General features: G+C 67.8%; 17 protein-coding genes. 12 read left to right on the plus strand and 5 right to left on the minus strand.

Features of this window, described 5'->3' with window-relative positions:
• Positions 1 to 118: 118 nt before the first annotated feature.
• Entirely contained in the window at positions 119 to 484 is a 366-nt protein-coding gene (locus ATO4_RS17395; RefSeq protein ID WP_083592809.1) for a response regulator, read from the minus strand.
• Between the two features lie 194 nt (positions 485 to 678).
• On the opposite strand from ATO4_RS17395, the gene ATO4_RS17400 reads away from it, so the two are divergent.
• Positions 679 to 1,542 carry an N-formylglutamate amidohydrolase gene (locus ATO4_RS17400; protein WP_245308801.1) on the plus strand — a complete coding sequence of 288 codons (864 nt, stop codon included), beginning with the start codon at positions 679 to 681 and terminating at the stop codon, positions 1,540 to 1,542.
• A 271-nt stretch (positions 1,543 to 1,813) separates the two neighbouring features.
• Positions 1,814 to 2,605 (plus strand): histidinol-phosphatase, encoded by a 792-nt coding sequence (gene hisN, locus ATO4_RS17405; protein WP_083592811.1) that lies wholly within the window; start codon positions 1,814 to 1,816, stop codon positions 2,603 to 2,605.
• Between the two features lie 7 nt (positions 2,606 to 2,612).
• Here hisN and ATO4_RS17410 read toward each other — a convergent pair whose 3' ends face one another.
• The gene (locus tag ATO4_RS17410) at positions 2,613 to 3,584 is read right to left on the minus strand and encodes an alpha/beta hydrolase (protein WP_083592812.1); all 972 of its coding nucleotides are present in this window, start codon (positions 3,582 to 3,584) and stop codon (positions 2,613 to 2,615) included.
• A 254-nt stretch (positions 3,585 to 3,838) separates the two neighbouring features.
• Here ATO4_RS17410 and ATO4_RS17415 point away from each other — a divergent pair, with 254 nt between their 5' ends.
• A complete protein-coding gene (locus tag ATO4_RS17415) occupies positions 3,839 to 5,044 on the plus strand; it encodes an IS110 family transposase (protein ID WP_083592813.1) in 1,206 nt (401 codons plus the stop codon).
• Positions 5,045 to 5,224: 180 nt separating this feature from the next.
• On the opposite strand, the gene ATO4_RS17420 is transcribed toward ATO4_RS17415, so the two are convergent.
• Positions 5,225 to 5,692, minus strand: a complete 468-nt coding sequence (locus ATO4_RS17420) for a carbon monoxide dehydrogenase subunit G (protein ID WP_083592814.1) — start codon at positions 5,690 to 5,692, stop codon at positions 5,225 to 5,227.
• Between the two features lie 164 nt (positions 5,693 to 5,856).
• Here ATO4_RS17420 and ATO4_RS17425 point away from each other — a divergent pair, with 164 nt between their 5' ends.
• From ATO4_RS17425 to ATO4_RS17440, 4 genes are all read left to right on the plus strand, one after another.
• Positions 5,857 to 6,999 carry a class I SAM-dependent methyltransferase gene (locus tag ATO4_RS17425; protein ID WP_083592815.1) on the plus strand — a complete coding sequence of 381 codons (1,143 nt, stop codon included), beginning with the start codon at positions 5,857 to 5,859 and terminating at the stop codon, positions 6,997 to 6,999.
• Positions 6,996 to 7,865, plus strand: a complete 870-nt coding sequence (locus ATO4_RS17430) for an RNA methyltransferase (RefSeq protein ID WP_083592816.1) — start codon at positions 6,996 to 6,998, stop codon at positions 7,863 to 7,865. The genes ATO4_RS17425 and ATO4_RS17430 overlap by 4 nt, the downstream gene beginning before the upstream one ends.
• Entirely contained in the window at positions 7,862 to 8,365 is a 504-nt protein-coding gene (gene lspA / locus ATO4_RS17435; RefSeq protein WP_083592817.1) for a signal peptidase II, read from the plus strand. Before ATO4_RS17430 ends, lspA begins: the two co-directional genes overlap by 4 nt.
• Positions 8,366 to 8,770: 405 nt before the next feature.
• Positions 8,771 to 9,613 (plus strand): GNAT family N-acyltransferase, encoded by an 843-nt coding sequence (locus ATO4_RS17440; protein ID WP_245308804.1) that lies wholly within the window; start codon positions 8,771 to 8,773, stop codon positions 9,611 to 9,613.
• 258 nt (positions 9,614 to 9,871) lie between these two features.
• Here the strand turns inward: ATO4_RS17440 and ATO4_RS17445 are convergent, their stop codons facing one another.
• A complete protein-coding gene (locus tag ATO4_RS17445) occupies positions 9,872 to 10,162 on the minus strand; it encodes a hypothetical protein (protein WP_083592819.1) in 291 nt (96 codons plus the stop codon).
• A gap of 378 nt (positions 10,163 to 10,540) precedes the next feature.
• On the opposite strand from ATO4_RS17445, the gene mutS reads away from it, so the two are divergent.
• The 5 genes from mutS to ATO4_RS17470 all read left to right on the plus strand — a co-directional run bounded on the left by mutS (position 10,541) and on the right by ATO4_RS17470 (position 18,898).
• Positions 10,541 to 13,249, plus strand: a complete 2,709-nt coding sequence (gene mutS / locus ATO4_RS17450; RefSeq protein ID WP_083592820.1) for a DNA mismatch repair protein MutS — start codon at positions 10,541 to 10,543, stop codon at positions 13,247 to 13,249.
• Positions 13,250 to 13,431: 182 nt separating this feature from the next.
• On the plus strand, positions 13,432 to 13,860 hold the full coding sequence (locus ATO4_RS17455) for a hypothetical protein (RefSeq protein ID WP_083592821.1): 429 nt from the start codon (positions 13,432 to 13,434) through the stop codon (positions 13,858 to 13,860).
• A 138-nt stretch (positions 13,861 to 13,998) separates the two neighbouring features.
• Positions 13,999 to 16,872, plus strand: coding sequence for a [protein-PII] uridylyltransferase (locus ATO4_RS17460; protein ID WP_083592822.1), 2,874 nt, complete (start codon positions 13,999 to 14,001; stop codon positions 16,870 to 16,872).
• Positions 16,869 to 18,509, plus strand: coding sequence for a murein biosynthesis integral membrane protein MurJ (gene murJ, locus ATO4_RS17465; RefSeq protein ID WP_083592823.1), 1,641 nt, complete (start codon positions 16,869 to 16,871; stop codon positions 18,507 to 18,509). The genes ATO4_RS17460 and murJ overlap by 4 nt, the downstream gene beginning before the upstream one ends.
• Positions 18,506 to 18,898, plus strand: a complete 393-nt coding sequence (locus tag ATO4_RS17470; RefSeq protein ID WP_083592824.1) for a VOC family protein — start codon at positions 18,506 to 18,508, stop codon at positions 18,896 to 18,898. Before murJ ends, ATO4_RS17470 begins: the two co-directional genes overlap by 4 nt.
• A 3-nt stretch (positions 18,899 to 18,901) precedes the next feature.
• Here ATO4_RS17470 and ATO4_RS17475 read toward each other — a convergent pair whose 3' ends face one another.
• A complete protein-coding gene (locus tag ATO4_RS17475; RefSeq protein ID WP_083592825.1) occupies positions 18,902 to 19,609 on the minus strand; it encodes a tRNA (guanosine(46)-N(7))-methyltransferase TrmB in 708 nt (235 codons plus the stop codon).
• Positions 19,610 to 19,697: the final 88 nt, after the last annotated feature.

Raw genomic sequence — 19,697 nt, forward strand, 5'->3', positions numbered from 1 at the left:
CGGGCCTGCCGCGGGCCCTTCGCAGGACTTTTGCGGGCAGGGGGCGAGATGGCGCCATCCCGGGCCTGTGGCGCCGAGGCCGCCTGATTCGGGCGGCCGCGGCTATCTGGGGGCCGCCTCAGGCGGCGTCTTCGAGGATCTTGCCGACTTCGTCGACCAGCTCGCGCAGGTGGAACGGCTTCGACAGGATCTTGGCGTTCTTCGGCGCCTTCGAATCGGGGTTGAGGGCGACCGCGGCAAAGCCGGTGATGAACATCACCTTCAGGTCCGGATCGAGCTCCGTGGCGCGGCGGGCCAGTTCGATCCCGTCCATTTCCGGCATGACGATGTCGGTCAGGAGCAGCGAGAACGGCTCCTCGCGCAGCCGCTCATAGGCACTTCCGCCATTGTCGAACGCGACCACCTCATAGCCGGCGCGCTCCAGCGCCTTCGCCAGAAAGCGGCGCATGTCGTTGTCGTCTTCAGCAAGCAGTATCTTCGACATTCCCAAAACCCGAATCCGACCGGTGTGTCCGGCTCGTTCATCACCCTATTCTTACACGAATTTCATACCAGAGAGGTCCAATATTTTCTAAAAGGAATTGGCGAAATGGCGGCTTCGGCCCTAGTTTTCCGGTACGAACTTTGAATGAGGGACGATTGAGGGACATTCCGACACTCAAGACCAGTGATGGCCTGGTGCCGGCTTTCGAAATCGTCGAGCCGTCCGAACCGGCAATCCCCTTTGTCTTCTGCTCGCCCCACAGCGGCCGCGACTATCCCAGCGACCTGATGGCCGCAACGAGGCTCGGCCGCGAGGCCATCCGCCGGTCCGAAGACGTCTTCGTCGACGAACTCTTCGATTTTGCGCCGGAATTCGGCGCTCCGTTGATCCGAGCGCGGTTTCCAAGGGCCTATCTCGACGTCAATCGCGAGCCGTTCGAGCTCGATCCGAAGATGTTCAGCGACGCCCTGCCGGGCTTCGTCAACTCCGCCTCGCTGCGAGTGGCGGGGGGGCTCGGCACCGTGCCGCGGATCGTCGCGGAGAACGAGGAGATCTATCGGGGGATGCTGCCCGTGGCCGCGGCCCTGCGGCGGATCGACGCGATCTACCGTCCGTTCCACCACTCGCTCGACGAACTCCTCACGCGCACCCGGGACCGGTTCGGTTTCGCGATCCTGATCGACTGCCATTCGATGCCGTCGAGCGTCCGGGCGCTGCCCGGCGGCCGGCGGCCCGACATCGTGATCGGCGACCGCTACGGTACCAGCGCCTCGGGCCGGCTGGTTGCCATGGCGAGCGCGCATCTGTCGAGCTTTGGCTTCGACGTCGCCCGCAACAAGCCCTATGCCGGCGGCTACATCACCGAGCATTACGGGCGCCCGGCCGAAGGCTTTCATGCGATCCAGGTCGAGATCAATCGCGGGCTCTATGCGGATGAGCGCACCTTCCGCCCCCATCACGGCTTTCCGCGCCTGAAGGAGCAGTTGCAGACCTTCGTCGAGCGCTTTGCCGCCGATGTCGCGGCGCAATATGGCGCCCGCCCGGCCGCCGCGGAATAGAGGCCGGTCCCGAGACCACCCGGATCGTGGCATCTGCAACGGATTGCGCCGGGCAAAAAAAACCGCACTGCGTTGAAGCAGCGCGGTCTGAAGTCTAGGGAGGAAACGCCCATAAGGGCAACGGCACGGATGCCGCAACGCAAAAGCTATGTTGCGCTGCCAAATGTGTCAACAGCCTTGACCAATCTGCCGCGTCCGAATCATCACATTGTGGTGAGAACTTTCCGCATTCATCGTGCCGTCGCCCCAGCAAGGCAGAAAAGCAGGACCCATGAGCGAGCCCGACGCGAATTTTCTTCTGATGCTGGCAGACGCCGCCGATCGCGAGACGCTGCCGCGGTTCCGCAGCGGCGGCGGCGTCGACAACAAGCTCGGGCCGGGCGCCTTCGATCCGGTGACGGAGGCAGACCGGGCCGCCGAGACGGCGATCAGGGCACTGATCACGGATCGTTTTCCGGACCACGGCATCCTCGGCGAGGAATTCGGCACGGTGGCCGGTCGCGGCGACGGCGAAGGCCGGCAATGGGTCATCGACCCGATCGACGGCACGCGGGCCTTCATCACCGGGATTCCCGTCTGGGGGACGCTGATCGGCCACTATGTCGCCGGCCGCGGCCGGCTCGGCATCATGTCCCAGCCCTTCACCGGCGAGCGCTTCTATGCCGACGGCACCGGCGCGTTCCTCAAGCGCGGCGACGGCGAGGCGCGGCCGCTCCTCACCCGCAAGGTGGCGCAATTGCGCGACGCGGCGCTGTTCACCACCTCGCCCCGGCTGTTTTCCGTCGATCTCCTCGGCGGTTTCGAGGCGCTCGAGCGAACCGTACGCCTCACCCGCTTCGGCACCGATTGCTATGCCTTCGCGATGCTGGCCGCCGGCCATGTCGACCTGGTCGTCGAGAGCGGCCTGAAGCCCTACGACATCGCCGCGCTGATCCCGCTGATCGAGCAGGCCGGCGGCCTGGTCACGACCCTTGCCGGCGGGCGGGCGGAACAGGGCGGCGACGTGATCGCGGCGGCAACGCCCGAACTGCACGCGGCGGCCGTGGCGATGCTGGCGGGCTGATGCCCCTCTACTGCGCCGCCAGCGCCGCCTGGCCGCCGACATAGGCGTCGAAGATCTCCAGCGCCTCTTCGCGAAAGCGGTCCGCCTCCTGCAGCAGTTCGTGGCGGGCCAGCGGGATCGTCAGGCTCGACCCGCAGCGCATGCGGAAGGCGAGGCGCTCGGCAGCCGCCGATGAGACGACCTGGTCGGCGCCGGCGATGACGACGAGCGTCGGAACCGACAGCGCCGCAATCTCGGCCGAGCTTTCCAGCCGCCGCATCGCCCGGGTGGTCGCCGCGAGCCAGGCGACGGTGGGGCTGCCGACGAAGAGGTCGGGCGCTGTTTCCGCGAGTTCCCGGTTGCGCCGGAAACGCCGCGGATCGGAGGTGAGCGGGTTGTCCGCCGGATTGGGGATCCGGCTCGGGATCGAGCGGCGGACCGGCCTTGTGCCGAGGCCGAGCCAGCGCGCCGCCGCCGACAGACGCCCGAGGGTCGCGACCGAAGGAACGCTGGACGCAAAGCCCACCAGCGGTGCCAGAAGCACCATGCGATCGATGGTGTTGGCCAGCCGCGAGGCGGCGTGGAGCGCGATCAGCCCGCCCATGGAATGGGCGAGGATGGTGTAGGGCGGCTGGCAGTCGGGCAGCACGATCTCCTGGATCACGCATTCGAGGTCGACCAGATATTGGCCGAAATGCTTCACATGGCCGAGCCGCGACCGGCGCAGCAGGCGGTCCGAGCCGCCCTGGCCGCGCCAGTCGAAGGTGACGACCGAAAAGCCCCGCTCGTTGAGGTCGGCGATCGTCTCGAAATACTTCTCGATCGTCTCGTTGCGGCCCTGCAGAAGAATCACGGTACCGCGCGAGGCGCCCGAGACCCTGGCGAGCGCATGACGCAGCCGTCGCCCGTCGGAGGTCACCAGCGTGCCGCAGGTGAGCCTGCGGGGCGCGGGGTTGCCGGGCACCTCGACAAAGCTCGTCTGGTCTTCGTTGTCGCTCACTGGTGCACCTTCGGGTTGGCGGGTGCGGAGCGATCAAATGGCGTAGCATCCGCCAACCCGAGCATCTGCCGTGACGGCCCGTGTCGCTTGCCGCTCGACGGCCCCGATGAGACCCGCCGCACGGCAGGTGCCGGGAGACCGGGACGGACCACAGGGTGAAGCGCCAGTGCTTGTCGGCCAGAGCGCCTGTCAGTGAGCGATCCGCACGATCTCCCAGCTCGGGTCAGTGTAACGCAATCCGAGGAGATCGGCACATGCCCTTTCATGGAGGCTTGGACTGGGGCGGCGCAAGCCATGCCCTGTGCATCATCGACGGCGCCGGTCAGGTCGTCGGCCGGCTCGACGTTCGCCACGATGCGGCGGGGCTTGCCGACATGGTGGCGCGGCTGGAGCGCATCGCCCCGCCAGCCGACCTGCCCATCGCCATCGAGCGGCCATCGGGCCTGATCGTCGACACGCTGGTCGAAGCCGGACATCCCGTCGTGCCCGTCCATCCCAATGTGGTCAAAGCCTGCCGGCCCCGCTACCGGGCGGCCGCGGCCAAGAGCGACCCGGGCGACGCCTTCATGCTTGCCGACATCCTGCGCACCGACGGCCACCGCTTCCGTCCCCTGCTGCCGGTGTCCGACGACATCAAGGCCTTGCGGGCGCTGGTGCGCGGCCGGGGCGATCTGGTGGCGGCGCGAACCGCGATCGCCAACCAACTCCGCAGCCTGCTCGAGGGCTTTTGGCCGGGCGCGGCCGCCATCTTCGCCGCCATCGACAGCCCGATCGCGCTCGCCTTCATCCTGCGCTATCCCACACCCGACAGCGCCAGCCGCCTCGGCGAGAAGCGCCTCGCCAGCTTCATGGCCCAAAACGCCTACTGCGGCCGGCGCTCGCCCGCCGAGCTCCTGGCCCGCCTGCGCGCCGCGCCGGCCGGCCTTGCCGGTGACGCCGAAGCCGAGGCGAAAGGCGAACTCGCCCGGGCCCTTGCGATCGTTCTCGAACGCATCGTCGGCGAGATCGCCAAACTGTCCGCGAAGATCGAACACGCCGTCGCCGAATTGCCGGACGGCAGGGTCGTCATGTCCTTCCCGCGCTCGGGCCGCATCTGCGCCGCGCAGATCCTCGCCGAACTCGGCGACGTCCGCGAACGCTTCCCAACCGAAGACCAACTCGCCGCAGAGGCCGGCGTCTGCCCTGTAACCCATGCCTCCGGCAAAAGTCGCGGCGTCGTCTTCCGATGGGCCTGCAACAAGAACCTCAGGGCCGCCGTCACCTGCTTTGCGGACAACTCGCGACACGCCTGCCCATGGGCCGCCGCCACCTACCGAAAAGCCCGAGACCGCGGCTGCAGACATCCCCATGCCATCCGAATTCTCGCCAGGGCCTGGCTCCGCGTCCTCTGGAAAGCATGGCAAAACCACGCCCTTTACGACCCGCAGAAACATCGCGCCGCAGCTCAAATCGCTGCCTGAAACAAATGGGGTGGACACAGGGTGTCTCATCGTCCGTCCTCGACGCCGGTCAGGCGACCGGATGCGTCCGGCCTGCCTGCCCTGGCTGCACCGGTCATCCTGATCCGGATCTCGTTCGAATTTCGTCAAGGCCGGGTCCGGCCAGGGCGGCCGGCGGCCCGGACCGTGCCCGCGCCGTCCTCAGGCCGCCGGCGCAGCGCCCGTCTCGGCCGCCTCGACCTCCTTGGCGAAATTGTCGAAGAACTGGCCCGACAGCTTCTTGGCGCTGGAATCGATCAGCCTTCCGCCGAGCTGGGCGAGCTTGCCGCCGACCTGGGCGCTGACGCTGTAGGTCAGGATCGTCTCGGCGCCGTCCTCGGCGAGATGGACGTCTGCGCCGCCCTTGGCGAAGCCGGCGATGCCGCCCTTGCCTTCGCCGACGATCGAGTAGCTCTCGGGCGGATTGATGTTCTCGAGCCGGACCTCGCCGTTGAACTTCGCCTTCACCGGCCCGACCTTGGCGATGACGGTCGCCTTCATCTCGTTCTCGCCGGTCATTTCCAGCTCCTCGCAGCCGGGAATGCAGCGTTTCAGCACCTCCGGGTCGTTGAGCTTCGCCCAGACGGTCTCGCGGCTTGCCGGCAGCCGGTATTCGCCCTTCAGATCCATGTCGGTCCTCCCTTGTGCTCTCGGCCGGTCGATGCGGCCGATCTCCCCTTTATCACGAGCCGTCATAAGTTGACGGTTTTCGCTGTTTTGCCAAGCCGTGCGAGAACCGATAGAGAGGCCGACGAGCCGGCGAGCCGGCATTTCGACCCGCAAGGAGGACGCCCTTGGCGCGAAGCCGCCGCCCGCAGCAATCGAGCGTTCCGCAGGAGCCTCGGGCGCCCCGCGCGAAGGGGCGTGGCGGCGCTGGCGACAGGCCGCCCGCGAAGACCGGCGATCGCCCCGGTCCGGAACGCGATGCCGGCAATGCCGGCGGACGCGAGCGACGCGGCGGCCGGCCTCAGGGCGAGGATCCCGCAGCGCCGGCCAAGCGGCTCGAACTGGAGCCGCCCGGAGGTGCGCGGCCAAGGCTCGTCGCGCCCGTCGTCCTCGCCGTTTCGCCGGGCCGGGACTACGAACTCCTCGACAGCGGCGACGGCGAGAAACTCGAGCGCTACGGCGACCTGCGGGTCCGCCGGCCGGAGAATCAGGCGATCTGGCCGCGCCGGCTGGGCGCGCCGGAATGGGAGAACGCCGACGCGCTGTTCACCGGCGACGTCGAGGAGGAGGGGCTCGGACGCTGGCAGTTTCCGCGCGAACCCCTCGGCGAGACCTGGCCGCTCGCCCATGACGGGATGTCCTATCTCGGCCGCTTCACCTCGTTTCGCCATGTCGGCGTGTTCCCCGAACAGGCGGCCCACTGGGCCTTCGTCGAGGACCGCATCCGGAGAAGGGCGAAGCAGGGCGAGGCGCCGCGCGTTCTCAACCTCTTCGGCTATACCGGCCTCGCCTCGCTCCTCGCCGCACGGGCGGGAGCCGAGGTCACCCATGTCGACGCCTCGAAGAAGGCGATCGGCTGGGCCCGGGAGAACCAGGAGATCGCCGGCCTTTCGGGCCGGCCGATCCGGTGGATCTGCGAGGATGCGGTGCGCTATGTGGAACGCGAGGTGAAGCGCGGCAGCCGCTACGACGTCATCCTCCTCGATCCGCCGAAATTCGGCCGGGGCCCGAAAGGCGAGACCTGGCAGCTCTTCGAGGATCTGCCCTATCTCGTCGCCCTGACCCGGGCACTCCTGTCCGACACGCCCGACTGCGTCGTCCTCACCGCCTATTCGATCCGCGCCTCCTTCTATTCCCTCGGTGCCGTGATGGGCGAGGCCTTCCGCGGCCTCGGCGGCGCCATCGAGGCGGGCGAACTGGTGATCGGCGAGGCGGGCGAGGAGCCGAGGCTCCTGTCGACCTCGCTGTTCTGCCGCTGGATTGCCGAATGACCGATGACACCATGAAACCGCGCCGTCCGTCCGGGCCGCTCGCCGCGCCCGGCCGGATCAAGGAGATCGCCAGTGTCTCCAACCCGATCGTCAAGGACATCCGGGCACTCGCCCAGAAGCGGCACCGGGACGAGACCGGCCTGTTCCTGGTCGAGGGCCTGAAGCTCGTCCTCGACGGGATCGAGGCCGGCTGGGAGCTGAAGACCCTCGTCGTCTCCAAGGCGGCGCTGCAGGGCGGCAGCGACGTCCTCACCCGTGCCGTCTCGCGCGCCGTCGGCTTCGGCGCCGACGTCGTCGAGGCGAGCGCCAAGGTGCTCGAGGCGATCGCAAGGCGCGACAATCCGCAGAGCGCGATCGGCGTCTTCAAGCGCCAGCTGACGCCGCTCGCCCGGATCCGGCTCGAGCCCGGCGAGGTCGCCGTCGCCCTCGACCGGGTGCGCGACCCCGGCAATCTCGGCACCATCCTGCGCACCGCCGATGCGACCGGGGCGAAGGCCGTCGTCCTCGTCGGCGACTGCGTCGATCCGTTCGCCATCGAGACCGTGCGCGCCACCATGGGCTCGATCTTCGCGGTCCCCGTCGTGAAGGCGCGGGAGGCCGAGTTTCTGGAATGGCGCTCCGGCTTTGCCGGAACGATCGTCGGCACCCACATGGCCGGGACCGTCGACTTCCGCGACCCGGACTATGCCAGCTCCGCGACGCTTCTCTTCATGGGCAACGAGCAGGCGGGCCTGTCCGACCAGATGGCCGGCGCCTGCGACGTCCTCGTGCGCATTCCCCAGGCCGGACGCGCCGACAGCCTCAACCTCGCCGTCGCCACCGGCGTGATGCTGTTCGAGGCGCGCCGCGGAGCCTTGACCCTATGACCCGCCCGCTGATGATCGTGAATTTTTTCGTCGTCCTCTTCGCCGTCGCCCTCGACCAGGCGATCAAGGCGCTCGTCGTCGCGACGATGCCGCTCGGCGCGGCGATCGAGCTCGTGCCCTTCCTGGCGCTGTTTCACGCCCGCAACACCGGCATCGCCTTCTCGATGTTCGCGGATCTCGGCGATGTCGGGCTGTCTCTGCTCGCCTCGGGCGTTCTCGTGGTCGTGCTGGCGCTGTGGTGGAAGACGCCGGCCGATCGACGGCTCACCCATTTCGGCCTCGCCATCATCGTCGGTGGCGCGATCGGCAACCTGATCGACCGGGTGCGGCTCGGCTACGTCGTCGACTATGTCTATTTCCATACGCCGGCCTTCGACTTCGCCGTCTTCAACCTGGCCGACGCCTGCATCACCATCGGCGCGATCATCATTCTCCTGGACGAGTTCGTCCTCGCCCGGACAGGGCGCGATGGAGCCGTGGGCTCCGGCGACGCCGAGTGATGGCGCGCCGACGATCCCGTTGAACCGGCTCGGTGAATCTTCCCGCCGAACCAGGTCGCCGAGTTGCATGGGAGAGGGCGCAGGCGGGGATCTGCCGCGGCCTGTCCCCTGCACAAAGAGACAACCTTCGTGATGCGGCCTTGTTTTGCAGTAACGTCGAGCGTCATATGGATTGTGGTCCAGTCACGAAATCGTTGCTGAAAATTCGTAAAACCTCAGGGAACACCCGGTGGTGGATGGAGAACAGGGATGACGGCTCAAAGTCTCGGGATCGCAAACGACGCGAACGACCCCCGGCATCTCGTCCTCGAGGAGGCCGCAGCAGCCGTCAGCAGGGTTCGGCGGTCCAGCCCGATGGGCTTCCGCAGGATCGGCTTCGAGGGCGGCGGCGGCGGCTTCGGCCAGATGCCGGCGAAGATCCTCCATCTCGTGCGACGCTTCGATCCTGCCGCCCCGCTACTCGGCCGGCTCGGCGACCTCGAGGTGCGGCTGGCACGCAACGCAGCCGAGGTGAAGGCGGCGCAGCAGCTGCGCTACCGGGTCTTCTATGAGGAAATGAACGCCCAGCCCTCGAAGCTGCAGAAGATGACCCGGCGGGACCGGGACTCGTTCGATCGCTACTGCGACCATCTCCTCGTCATCGACCATGCCCGCGGCGGCCCGATCCTCAGCCGCATCGTCGGCACCTACCGGCTGATGCGCGGCGAGCGGGCGATGCTCGCGGGGGGCTTCTACACGGCGCAGGAATTCGACATCGCGCCGATGCTGGCCCGCCATTCCGGCAAGCGCTTTCTCGAACTCGGCCGGTCCTGCGTCCTCAAGGACTATCGCGGCAAGCGCACGGTCGAACTGTTGTGGCAGGGCATCTGGGCCTATGTGATCGCCCACGATGTCGACGTCCTGTTCGGCTGCGCCTCGCTCGCCGGCACCGATCCGGCGATGCTCGCAGCCCCGCTCGGTTTCCTGCAGACCAATGCCGCCGCGCCGGAGGAATGGCGCGTGCGGGCGCTTGCCCATCGCGGCACGTTCTTCGCCGATCCGCCGGTCGATCTCGATCCGCGCAAGGCGCTCGCCGTGCTGCCGCCGCTGCTCAAGGGCTATCTGAGGCTCGGCGGCTATGTCGGCGTGGGGGCTGTGGTCGATCATCAGTTCGGCACGACCGACGTCCTGATCGTCTTGCCGCGCGACAGGATCAATCCGCGCTATGTCGGCCATTACGGCGCCGATGCCAGCCGCTTCGCGGCGTGAAGCCTCTCCGGCCGCCGGCTTGACCGGTCGCAAGGCCCGAGGCGGCCTCAGGCCGCCGCGTCATGCTCATCGCAATTCGTCCGCAGCTGTTTGAGGGGCCGCGGCGAGGCGTCGCTCGGCGCCATCGGCAGCATGGCTCGGCGAGCCTCGCTCGCTGCCGGATGTCATGCAAGGGACGATGCCAGCAGGGTCAGGATCGGCCGTCCAAGGCAGCCGTCCGCCCGGCAGACCGGCGCGCCTCGCTCGCCGCGGGCGCCCTCAGCCGCCGATGCGGACGATGCTGCGGGTCTTCAGATCGACGATGACCGGCTGGCCGCCATAGTAGAAATAGGCGAAGCGTTTACTGCCCTCCGGTTGCTGCAGCTTGATCGCGCCGGGCACCGAATCGCCGAGCGCCGGCGGGGCCGGCAGGCGGGCATTGTCGGTCGGATGGGCGAGTGCGTATTGCAGCACGTTCACCCGCTCGTCGGCAGCCTGTGCCGGGGCGAGGGCGGCGATCTGGAGCCCGAACAGCGCGGCGATCGCTAGGCGCGTGGTTCTCGTCAACATCAGCATTCCTCACTTGTCGAGTACCGCACGCCACCGGCGTACGGGCACTCTTGCCTCTTCATCGCATCGCCCCGATGAACGGAAGCTGACCAGGTCGACGATTGCAAGCCTGCAGGGGCCGAACCACGACCTTAGTTGGCCATGCCGAAGGCCGAGTTGAAGGAGCGTGCGCAAGATTGCCTGCCGTTCCTCCTCGTTCCGCCGGTTCGCCCGGACGGCCTGCCTGCGAATGGCGGGGACGGCGCTTCGGCGCGGCTTGCGCTGCGCCGATCCCCCCGATAGCGATTCGGCTCGTTCTTCCGGCCGCCGCCGAGCCCTTGCCGTCTCGACGGCCGACGAGCCACACGCCAAGACCCGCCACGAGGTGACACCCGGCCGATGACCAGCGACGCCGCCCCGACGCCGATGATGGCCCAGTATATCGAGATCAAGGCCGCCAATCCCGACTGCCTGCTGTTCTACCGCATGGGCGACTTCTACGAGCTGTTCTTCGAGGATGCGGCCGAAGCCTCGCGCGCCCTCGGCATCACGCTGACGAAACGTGGCAAGCATCTCGGCGAGGACATTCCCATGGCCGGGGTGCCGATCCACGCCGCCGACGACTATCTGCAGAAACTGATCGCCCTCGGCCACCGGGTGGCGGTCTGCGAGCAGATGGAAGACCCGGCCGAGGCGAAGAAGCGCGGCGCCAAGTCCGTCGTCAAGCGCGATGTCGTGCGTCTCGTCACCCCCGGCACGATCACCGAGGAGGCCCTGCTCGAGCCCGGCCGCGCCAACTACCTGATGACGCTCACCCGGATCGGCGGCGGCGAGGCCCCCGACTACGCCATCGCCTGGGCCGATCTGTCCACCGGCGTGTTCCGGACCGCAGCCGTGTCCGCGGAGCGCGTCGAGGCGGAGATCGCCGCCGTCGAGCCGAGCGAGATCGTCGTCGCCGAGAGCCTCTTCCACGACGCCGCCTTCGCCCCGCGCCTGAAGCGCTTCGGCCGCACGGTCCGCCCGGAGCCGCAGGCCTTCTTCGACGGGGCCACCGCCGAGGCGCGGATCTGCCGCTTCTTCAAGGTCGCGACGCTGGAAGGCCTCGGCCGTTTCTCCCGGGCCGAACTCTCGGCAGCGGCCGCGCTGATCGCCTATCTCGGCAAGACCCAGCTCGCCGCCAGGCCGATGCTGGAGCGGCCGGTGCAGGTCTCGGCCGGAACGATCATGGAGATCGATCCGGCGACCCGCGGATCCCTCGAACTCACCCGCACGCTGTCCGGCAAGCGCCAGGGCTCGCTGCTGTCGACCATCGACCGGACCGTCACCGGCGCCGGCGCCCGGCTGCTGACGTCCCGGCTCGCCGCCCCGCTCACCGATCCGGCCGCCATCGCCAGGCGGCAGGACGCCGTCGCCTGCCTTGTCGAGGACCCGGATCTGCGGCGGGGCCTGCGCAAGGCGCTCGCCGGCCTGCCGGACTGCGAGCGGGCGCTCTCCCGCCTTGCCCTCGGGCGCGGCGGCCCGCGCGATCTGGCAGGGGTGCGCGACTGCCTCGCCGCGGCGCTGGCGCTCGGCGAGACGCTGCCCGCGGACCTGCCGGCGGAGATCGACGAGGCCCGCCGGGCGCTGCTGGCCCTGCCGCGCGATCTCGCCGCAGCGCTCGCCTCCCACCTCGCCGACGCCCCGCCGCCCTACAAGCGCGACGGCGGTTTCGTCCGGGAGGGCGCGATCGCCGGTCTCGACGAGGCGCGGGCGCTCGCAGAGAACTCGCGCCGGGTGATCGCCGAACTCGAGGCGCGCTACGCGGCCGAGACCGGCATTCGCGGCCTTCGGATCAAGTACAACAACATGCTCGGCTATTTCGTCGAGCTGAGCGAGCCGAACGCCAGGACCCTGATGGCGGGGGAAGGGGCTGCGGCCTTCGTCCACCGCCAGACCATGGCGAATGCGATGCGCTTTTCCACCGAGGAGCTGAGCGCGCTGGAGGCCCGGATCGCCGGGGCGGCGAGCGATGCTCTGGCGATCGAGCTCGCCTGTTTCGACGAACTCTGCGAAGCCGTGCTGGCGGCGGGCGAGGCATTGCGCCGGGGCGCCGAGGCGCTCGCCGTCCTCGACGTGTCGGCGGGACTTGCCGAGATGGCGGCGGACGCGGCCTGGACACGGCCTGTCGTCGATCTCTCGCTCGCCTTCGCGATCGTCGGGGGCCGGCATCCGGTGGTGGAGGCGGCGCTGAAGGCCGGCTCCGCCGATCCCTTCGTCGCCAACGACTGCGATCTCTCGCCGCGGGACGGCGGCGCCGGGACCGGCGAGGCGGCGGGCGCGATCTGGCTCCTCACCGGCCCCAACATGGGCGGCAAATCCACCTTTCTCAGGCAGAACGCCATCATCGCGGTGCTCGCCCAGATCGGCGCCTTCGTGCCGGCCGAGAAGGCCCACATTGGCATCGTCGACCGGCTGTTCTCGCGGGTCGGGGCATCCGACGATCTCGCCGAGGGGCGCTCGACCTTCATGGTCGAGATGGTCGAGACGGCGGCGATCCTCAACCAGGCGGGCCGGCGCGCCCTCGTCATCCTCGACGAGATCGGCCGCGGGACCTCAACCTATGACGGTCTCTCGCTGGCCTTCGCCACCGTCGAGCACCTGCACGAGGTCAATCGCTGCCGGGCACTGTTCGCGACCCACTTCCACGAGATGACGGCGCTGGCCAAGAAGCTCCCGCGGATCAGCAATGCGACGATGCGGGTGAAGGAATACAAGGGCGAGGTGATCTTCCTGCACGAGGTCACCGCCGGTGTCGCGGATCGCTCCTACGGCATTCAGGTGGCGAAGCTCGCCGGACTGCCGGCCGCAGTGGTCGCGCGGGCGCGCCATGTCCTGACCGAGCTCGAGCGCGGCGGCTCGGAGGCCAAACGCACCGCCTTCATCGACGACCTGCCGCTGTTTTCCGCTGCGGTCGCCCGCCAGAGCGTGGAGACGGAGAAGGCGGCCGTGCCGCAGGCGAATGCTCGGCTCGTCGAGGCCGTGCGGTCACTCGAACCGGATGCCTTGTCTCCGAAGGCGGCTCTCGACGAGCTGTACCGGTTGAAGGGGCTCCTTGCCGGTTCCGACTGATCGAGATCGCAGGCCATGGCTCACGGTGCCGTGTTCCGGTCGTGATCATGCTTCGGGCGGTGGGGCGGAACCATTCCCATGAGATGCCGTTGTGTGACCATAGCAAGTCGAAACGGACCGCTTTCGCTGCATAGCAGCAGCAAGTCGAACGATTTCGACCATGGACATCTGAAAGGAATATCATGAAGACGACCGCCATTTTCTCGGCCGCCTTTCTTGGCGCGTCCCTCCTCAGCTACGGCGCTGTTGCTCAGACTGCCACCGATCAGACGATCGTTCCGGGCTCCGATGCCCAGCGTGAACTGCAGAATGCCGAGAGCCGCGACGATGTCGGGGACAATCCCGGCATGAATTCGGCCGAGACGGTTTCCCCCGACACCCAGACCATGGTTCCGGGTAACGAGTCGCAGCGTGAGCTGCTTCGGGCTGACGAGCGTAACGATGTCGCCGACGAGGACACCGTGACGACCGGCGCCACCACCGGTGGGGCCAACGTCGAGAGCGACACGCTGGTCCCGGGTTCGGGGGCCACCTTCTCTCCGGAACAGCCTCCGACGACGCAGTCGGGCAAGGCGCTTCAGGACGAGTCGCCGGCCAGCCAGACCCAGTAAGGCTTCGCGGCACTTCGCCGCCCAGCCGGATAACTTCGAGGGGCCGCTCCAGCTGACGCTGGGCGGCCCCTTCGCTTTGCCGATTCGGGGAGTTGGGATATAGCCGGGCGGCCCATTCCAGACGCCGCAGGATTGCAGATGTCACAGCAAGCGGTCGCCAACCGCGTCAACCCCGATGATGCCGGCCATGCCAGCCAGCAGATCGACGTCTCAGGCTTCATCGATGCGGGGGGCATCACGGCGAGACTGACGACAATCGCGGAGGCGGACAGCGCGGGCGGTGCCTCGGACGATGCGCGCGCGAAGGTTCTTGCCTTGCTGCGGGACGCCGTTCGGGAAGCGCGCTCGCGCGTCGAGGAAGCCTTCCGGGAGGATCGCGCCGGCCACGACTGCGCCAGGCGCCTGGCATCGATCCAGGACATCCTGATCGAGCGCATCCACGACTACGCCCTCAATCACGTCTTCCCCTCGTCCAATCTCTCCTCCGGCGAGCGCATGGCCATCGTCGCCGTCGGCGGTTACGGCCGCGGAACGCTGGCGCCGGGGTCCGATATCGACCTGTTGTTCCTCCTTCCCTACAAGCAGACGGCGCTCGGCGAGCAGGTGGTGGAATATCTCCTCTATCTGCTCTGGGATCTCGGCTTCAAGGTCGGGCACGCGACCCGCACCGTCGACGAGTGCATCAAGCTGTCCCGCGCCGACATGACGATCAGGACCGCGATCCTGGAGCGCTGGCTGATCGTCGGAGACGTGTCGCTCTTCGCCGAACTCGGCGAGCGGTTCCAGCGCGAGGTCGTCGAGGGGACCAGCGAGGAGTTCATCGCCGCCAAGCTCGCCGAACGCTCCGCCCGCCACGCCAAGCTCGGCAACACGCGATACCTCGTCGAGCCGAACGTCAAGGAGGGCAAGGGCGGCCTGCGCGATCTCAACACGCTGTTCTGGATCGCGAAGTATCACTACCGGGTGACGACGACCGAGGCGCTGGCCGAACTCGGCGTCATCTCGCGGCGCGAGCTCAAGCTGTTCCAGAAGGCCGAGGACTTTCTCTGGGCGGTGCGCTGCCACCTGCATTTCGCCGCCGGCAAGGCGGAAGAGCGCCTCTCTTTCGATCTCCAGCCGGAGATCGCCGAGCGACTCGGCTACAATGCCCATCCTGGCCTGAAGGACGTCGAGCGCTTCATGAAGCACTACTTCCTGATCGCCAAGGACGTCGGCGATCTGACGCGCATCCTCTGCGCGGCGCTGGAAGAGCAGCACGCCAAGCCGGCCCCGGGGATCGCGGGGATCCGCAATCTGGTGCGCAACCTGCGCGGCCGGGCGAAGAAGATCCCCGGCACGATCGACTTCCACATCGACAACAACCGCATCAACGTTTCCTCGCCGACGGTCTTCCGGGACGATCCGGTGAACCTTATCCGGGTGTTCCGGCTCGCCGCCTCGAACAACCTCGAATACCATCCCGACACGCTGAAGCTGATCCGCCGCTCGCTTCGGCTGATCAATGGCGAGCTGCGCGACAATCGCGAAGCCAACAGCCTGTTTCTCGACGTCCTGACCGACCGGAACAATCCGGAGTTCCACCTTCGCCGGATGAACGAGGCGGGCGTCCTGGGGCGCTTCATCCCGGAATTCGGCAAGATCGTCGCGATGATGCAGTTCTCGATGTATCATCACTACACGGTCGACGAGCATCTCCTGCGCACCATCGACAACCTCTCCCGGATCGAGCGCGGCGACCTGACCATCGACCATCCGATGGCGAGCGAACTCGTCGGCGCGATCAAGGACCGGCGGGCGCTCTACGTGGCGCTGCTTCTCCACGACATCGCCAAGGGCCGGCCGGAGGATCACTCGGTCGCCGGCGCGCGGATCGCCCGCCGTCTATGTCCCCGGCTCGGCCTCGACGAACACGAGACCGAACTCGTCGCCTGGTTGGTCGAGGACCACCTGGTCATGTCGATGACGGCACAGCAGCGCGACATCAACGACCGCAAGACCATCCTCGACTTCGCCGAGCGGGTGCGCACGCTCGAGCGGCTGAACCTCCTGATGATCCTCACGGTCTGCGACATCCGCGCGGTCGGCCCCGGCGTCTGGAACGGCTGGAAGGGCCAGCTGCTGCGCACGCTCTATCTCGAGACCGAGCCGACGCTGACCGGCGGCTTCACCCGCTCGACCCGGGCCGAGCGGCTCGGCGCCTCGCGCGAGCGCCTGGCCGAACGCCTCTCGGACTGGAGCGAGGCGGAGCGGGCGGCCTATCTCGACCTCCATTATCCGAACTATTTCCTGACGACGCCTCTCGACGAACAGGTGCGGCACGCCGCCTTCATCCGCGAGGCCGGGGCGACGGAGCCCCTGAAGACCAGCGTCCGCACCGACAGCTTCCAGGGCATCACCGAAATCATGGTGCTGGCGCCCGATCACCCGCGGCTCCTGTCGATCCTTGCCGGCGCCTGCGCCGGGGCCGGGGCCAACATCGCCGACGCCCAGGTCTTCACCATGTCCGACGGCCGCGCGCTCGACGTTCTGGTGCTCAACCGGGAATTTGCCCAGGACGCGGACGAGCTGCGCCGCGGCGAGCGCATCTCGGGCTACATCCGCAGCCTGCTGCAGGGCAAGGATTCGCGCCGCAAGCTGATCTCGGGGCAGAAATCCAAGCGACCCCCGGCGGCCTTCTCGATCCATCCGAGCGTCAGGGTCGACAACGAGCTGTCGAACCAGTTCACCGTCGTCGAGATCGAGGGGCTCGACCGGCCGGGGCTCCTGTCCGATCTCACCCGCGCCATGGCCGATCTCAATCTCGACATCCGCTCGGCGCACATCTCGACCTATGGCGAGAAGGCGGTCGACGTCTTCTACGTCACCGACCTCCTCGGGACCAAGGTGACCAGCGAGAGCCGCACCGAGCGGATCGTCGCCTGGCTGACCCATGTCTTCGAAAATCCCGGCTCGGAGCCGATGACCGCCGGGATCCTGTCGGCGGAGAAGGCCTACGGACTGTCCCGTTCATGAGCCTCCTGTCGAAGTTCGCGACCGTCGGCGGAGCGACCCTCGTCAGCCGCATCTTCGGCTTCGCCCGCGAGATGCTGATGGCCTCGGCGCTCGGCGTCGGTCCGGTCGCCGACGCCTTCAACCTGGCCTTTCGCTTTCCCAACCTGTTTCGCCGGCTCTTCGCCGAAGGCGCCTTCAACGCGGCCTTCATCCCGCTGTTTGCGCGGTCGCTCGAAGAGGAGGGCGAGGAGGGAGCCCGGCGCTTCGCCTCGGAGGTCTTCTCGACGCTCTTCGTCATTTTGACCGGGCTGACGGTGCTGGCGATGATCTTCATGCCCTTCCTGGTGAAGACGATCATCGCGCCCGGCCTTGCGGTCTGCATGGACGACCCGGAGGCCGGCGGAGCGGTGATCTCCTGCGCCGACCGCTACGACGTCACGGTCGCCTTCTCGCGCATCATGTTTCCCTATCTCGCCTGCATGTCGCTGATGGCGATGGTGTCGGGCATCCTCAACGCGTTTCGCCGATTCTTTGCCGCCGCCGCGGCGCCGACGCTGCTCAACTTCATCCTGATCGCGGTGCTCGGCTATGCTCTGCACGTCGATGCCGACAAGCCGACCATCGGCTTCATGATGAGTTGGGGCGTACTCGCCGCCGGCTTTGCCCAGCTCCTCATGGTGGCTGTCGCCATGCGGTTGGCCGGCTTTGGCGTCGCCATGCGGCGCCCGCGCTGGACGAAGGGCCTGAAGCGGCTCCTGATCCTTGCCGGCCCCGCCGCACTGATCGGCGGCATCACCCAGATCAACCTGTTCGTCGGCCAGGCGATCGCCTCGTTCAAGCCGGGCGCGGTGTCGATCCTGCAATATGCCGACCGGCCCTACCAGCTCCCGCTCGGCATGGTCGGCGTCGCCATCGGCGTCGTCCTCCTGCCGGAACTGGCGCGGGCGCTGAAGGCCGGCCATCTGCGCGAGGCGCAACACACCCAGAACCGCAGCCTGGAATTCGCGCTGTTCCTCACCGTGCCGGCGGCCGTCGCGCTGTTCCTGATCCCCGAGCCGATCATCCGGCTGATCTACGAGCGCGGCGAATTCGAACCCGAGGCGACACGCGCCGTCGCAGCCGTCCTCGGGCTCTACGCCCTCGGCCTGCCGGCCTTCGTGATGATCAAGGTGTTCTCTCCCGGCTATTTCGCGCGCGAGGACACCAAGACGCCGATGATCGCCACGCTGATCTCGGCCGGCGCCAACATCGTTCTCTCCCTCGGCCTGTTCTGGCTCCTCGCCGAGCGTGGCATCGCGCTCGCCACCACCATCGCCGGCTGGCTCAATGCCGGCCTCCTGTTCCTCGGGCTTTATCGACGCGGCCTTTGGGAAATCGACCGCGCCTTGCTGAAGCGGGCCTTCCTCGTCTGCCTCTGTTCGGCCGTCATGGGCGTCGTCCTGATCTTCGGCCTCATCGAGCTTTCGCCATGGCTGGGTTCCGACGACGGCGTGCACCGCCAGCTGCCGGCGCTGGGCGCGCTGGTGCTTGCGGCGATGGCGATCTATTTCGGTCTCGCCTTTCTCACCGGTGCGGCCGACCGCAGCCAGCTGATGACCCTGATGCGGCGGCGGCGGCGGCAGGCCGCTCCATCGGCCACCAAGCCGGAGGACGAATGAGCCGGACCCGGATCGCTCGCGTCGCACTCGTCGTCGAGGACTATGAGCTGGCGATCGACTGGTTCCAACGCTGCCTCGATTTCGCCCTCGTCGAGGATACGCCGCTCGGGCAGGGCAAGCGCTGGGTGCGCGTCGCGCCGAAGGATGGCGTCGGCGCAGAGCTTCTGCTGGCAAAAGCGGCGAATGAGGAGCAACGAAGCGTCGTCGGGAAGCAGGGCGGCGGCCGCGTCTTCCTGTTCCTCGAAACGGAGGATTTCGCCCGGGATCATGCGCGCATGATGGCCGCCGGCGTGCATTTCTTGGAAGAACCGCGGGTCGAGCCCTATGGCACGGTGGCCGTCTTCGAGGATCTCTGCGGCAATCGCTGGGATCTCATCGAGCCAGCCTGAGGCTTAAACTTCGAGCTGCCGGAACGTGAGATAAGCCGGCCTGCGCCCCTCGCGGATCGCCTTGGCCTCGTAACGCGTGCCAGGCCAGCCGGCATAGGGCATGTGCCAGTCGGCCGGACGCGTGGCGGTCCATGCGAAGGCGGGATGATCGGCGACGTGGCGCAGCGTCCAGTTGACGTAGGTGTCGATGTCGGATGCGAAGCGGAAGATCCCGCCGGGCTTCAGCACCCGGGCGAAGCGGTCGAGATTGCGCGCGCTGACGAACCGTCGCTTGAAGTGCTTCTTCTTCGGCCAGGGGTCGGGATAGTTGAGGTCGATGGCGTCAAGGCAGGCGTCCGGCAGCCAGTCGAGCAGCAGCGTGGCGTCGTCGCCATAGAGGCGAAGATTGCCGCGCGGAGCATCCTCCAGCGCCGACAGCAGCTTGGCCATGCCGTTGACGAAGGGCTCGACGCCGATGAAGCCGCAGGCCGGATCCTCACCGGCACGGTGGAGGAGATGCTCGCCGCCGCCGAAGCCGATCTCCAGGCGCGTCCGCTCGACGGGGACCTGGAACAGCTCCGCCAGATCGCCCGGCGCCGGCCGCGACAGATCCAACCCCAGCACCGGCAACCGCTCGTTCAGGAGGTCGACCTGGTGCTGTCTGAGCTTCGGCCCCTTGAGCCGACCGAAGAAGGCTTCACGACGACGTTCCGGGCGGCCCTCCGCGACCATGGTCGAATGCTCCGTTCTATCATCTTGTTGTCGCATGATCTTTTCCGAAAACCGGTTCCCACTCTTCGGGATCATGCTCTGGGCGATC

Origin of the sequence: Aurantimonas sp. 22II-16-19i (genome assembly GCF_002088275.1) — a bacterium.
Classification (GTDB): domain Bacteria; phylum Pseudomonadota; class Alphaproteobacteria; order Rhizobiales; family Rhizobiaceae; genus Jiella.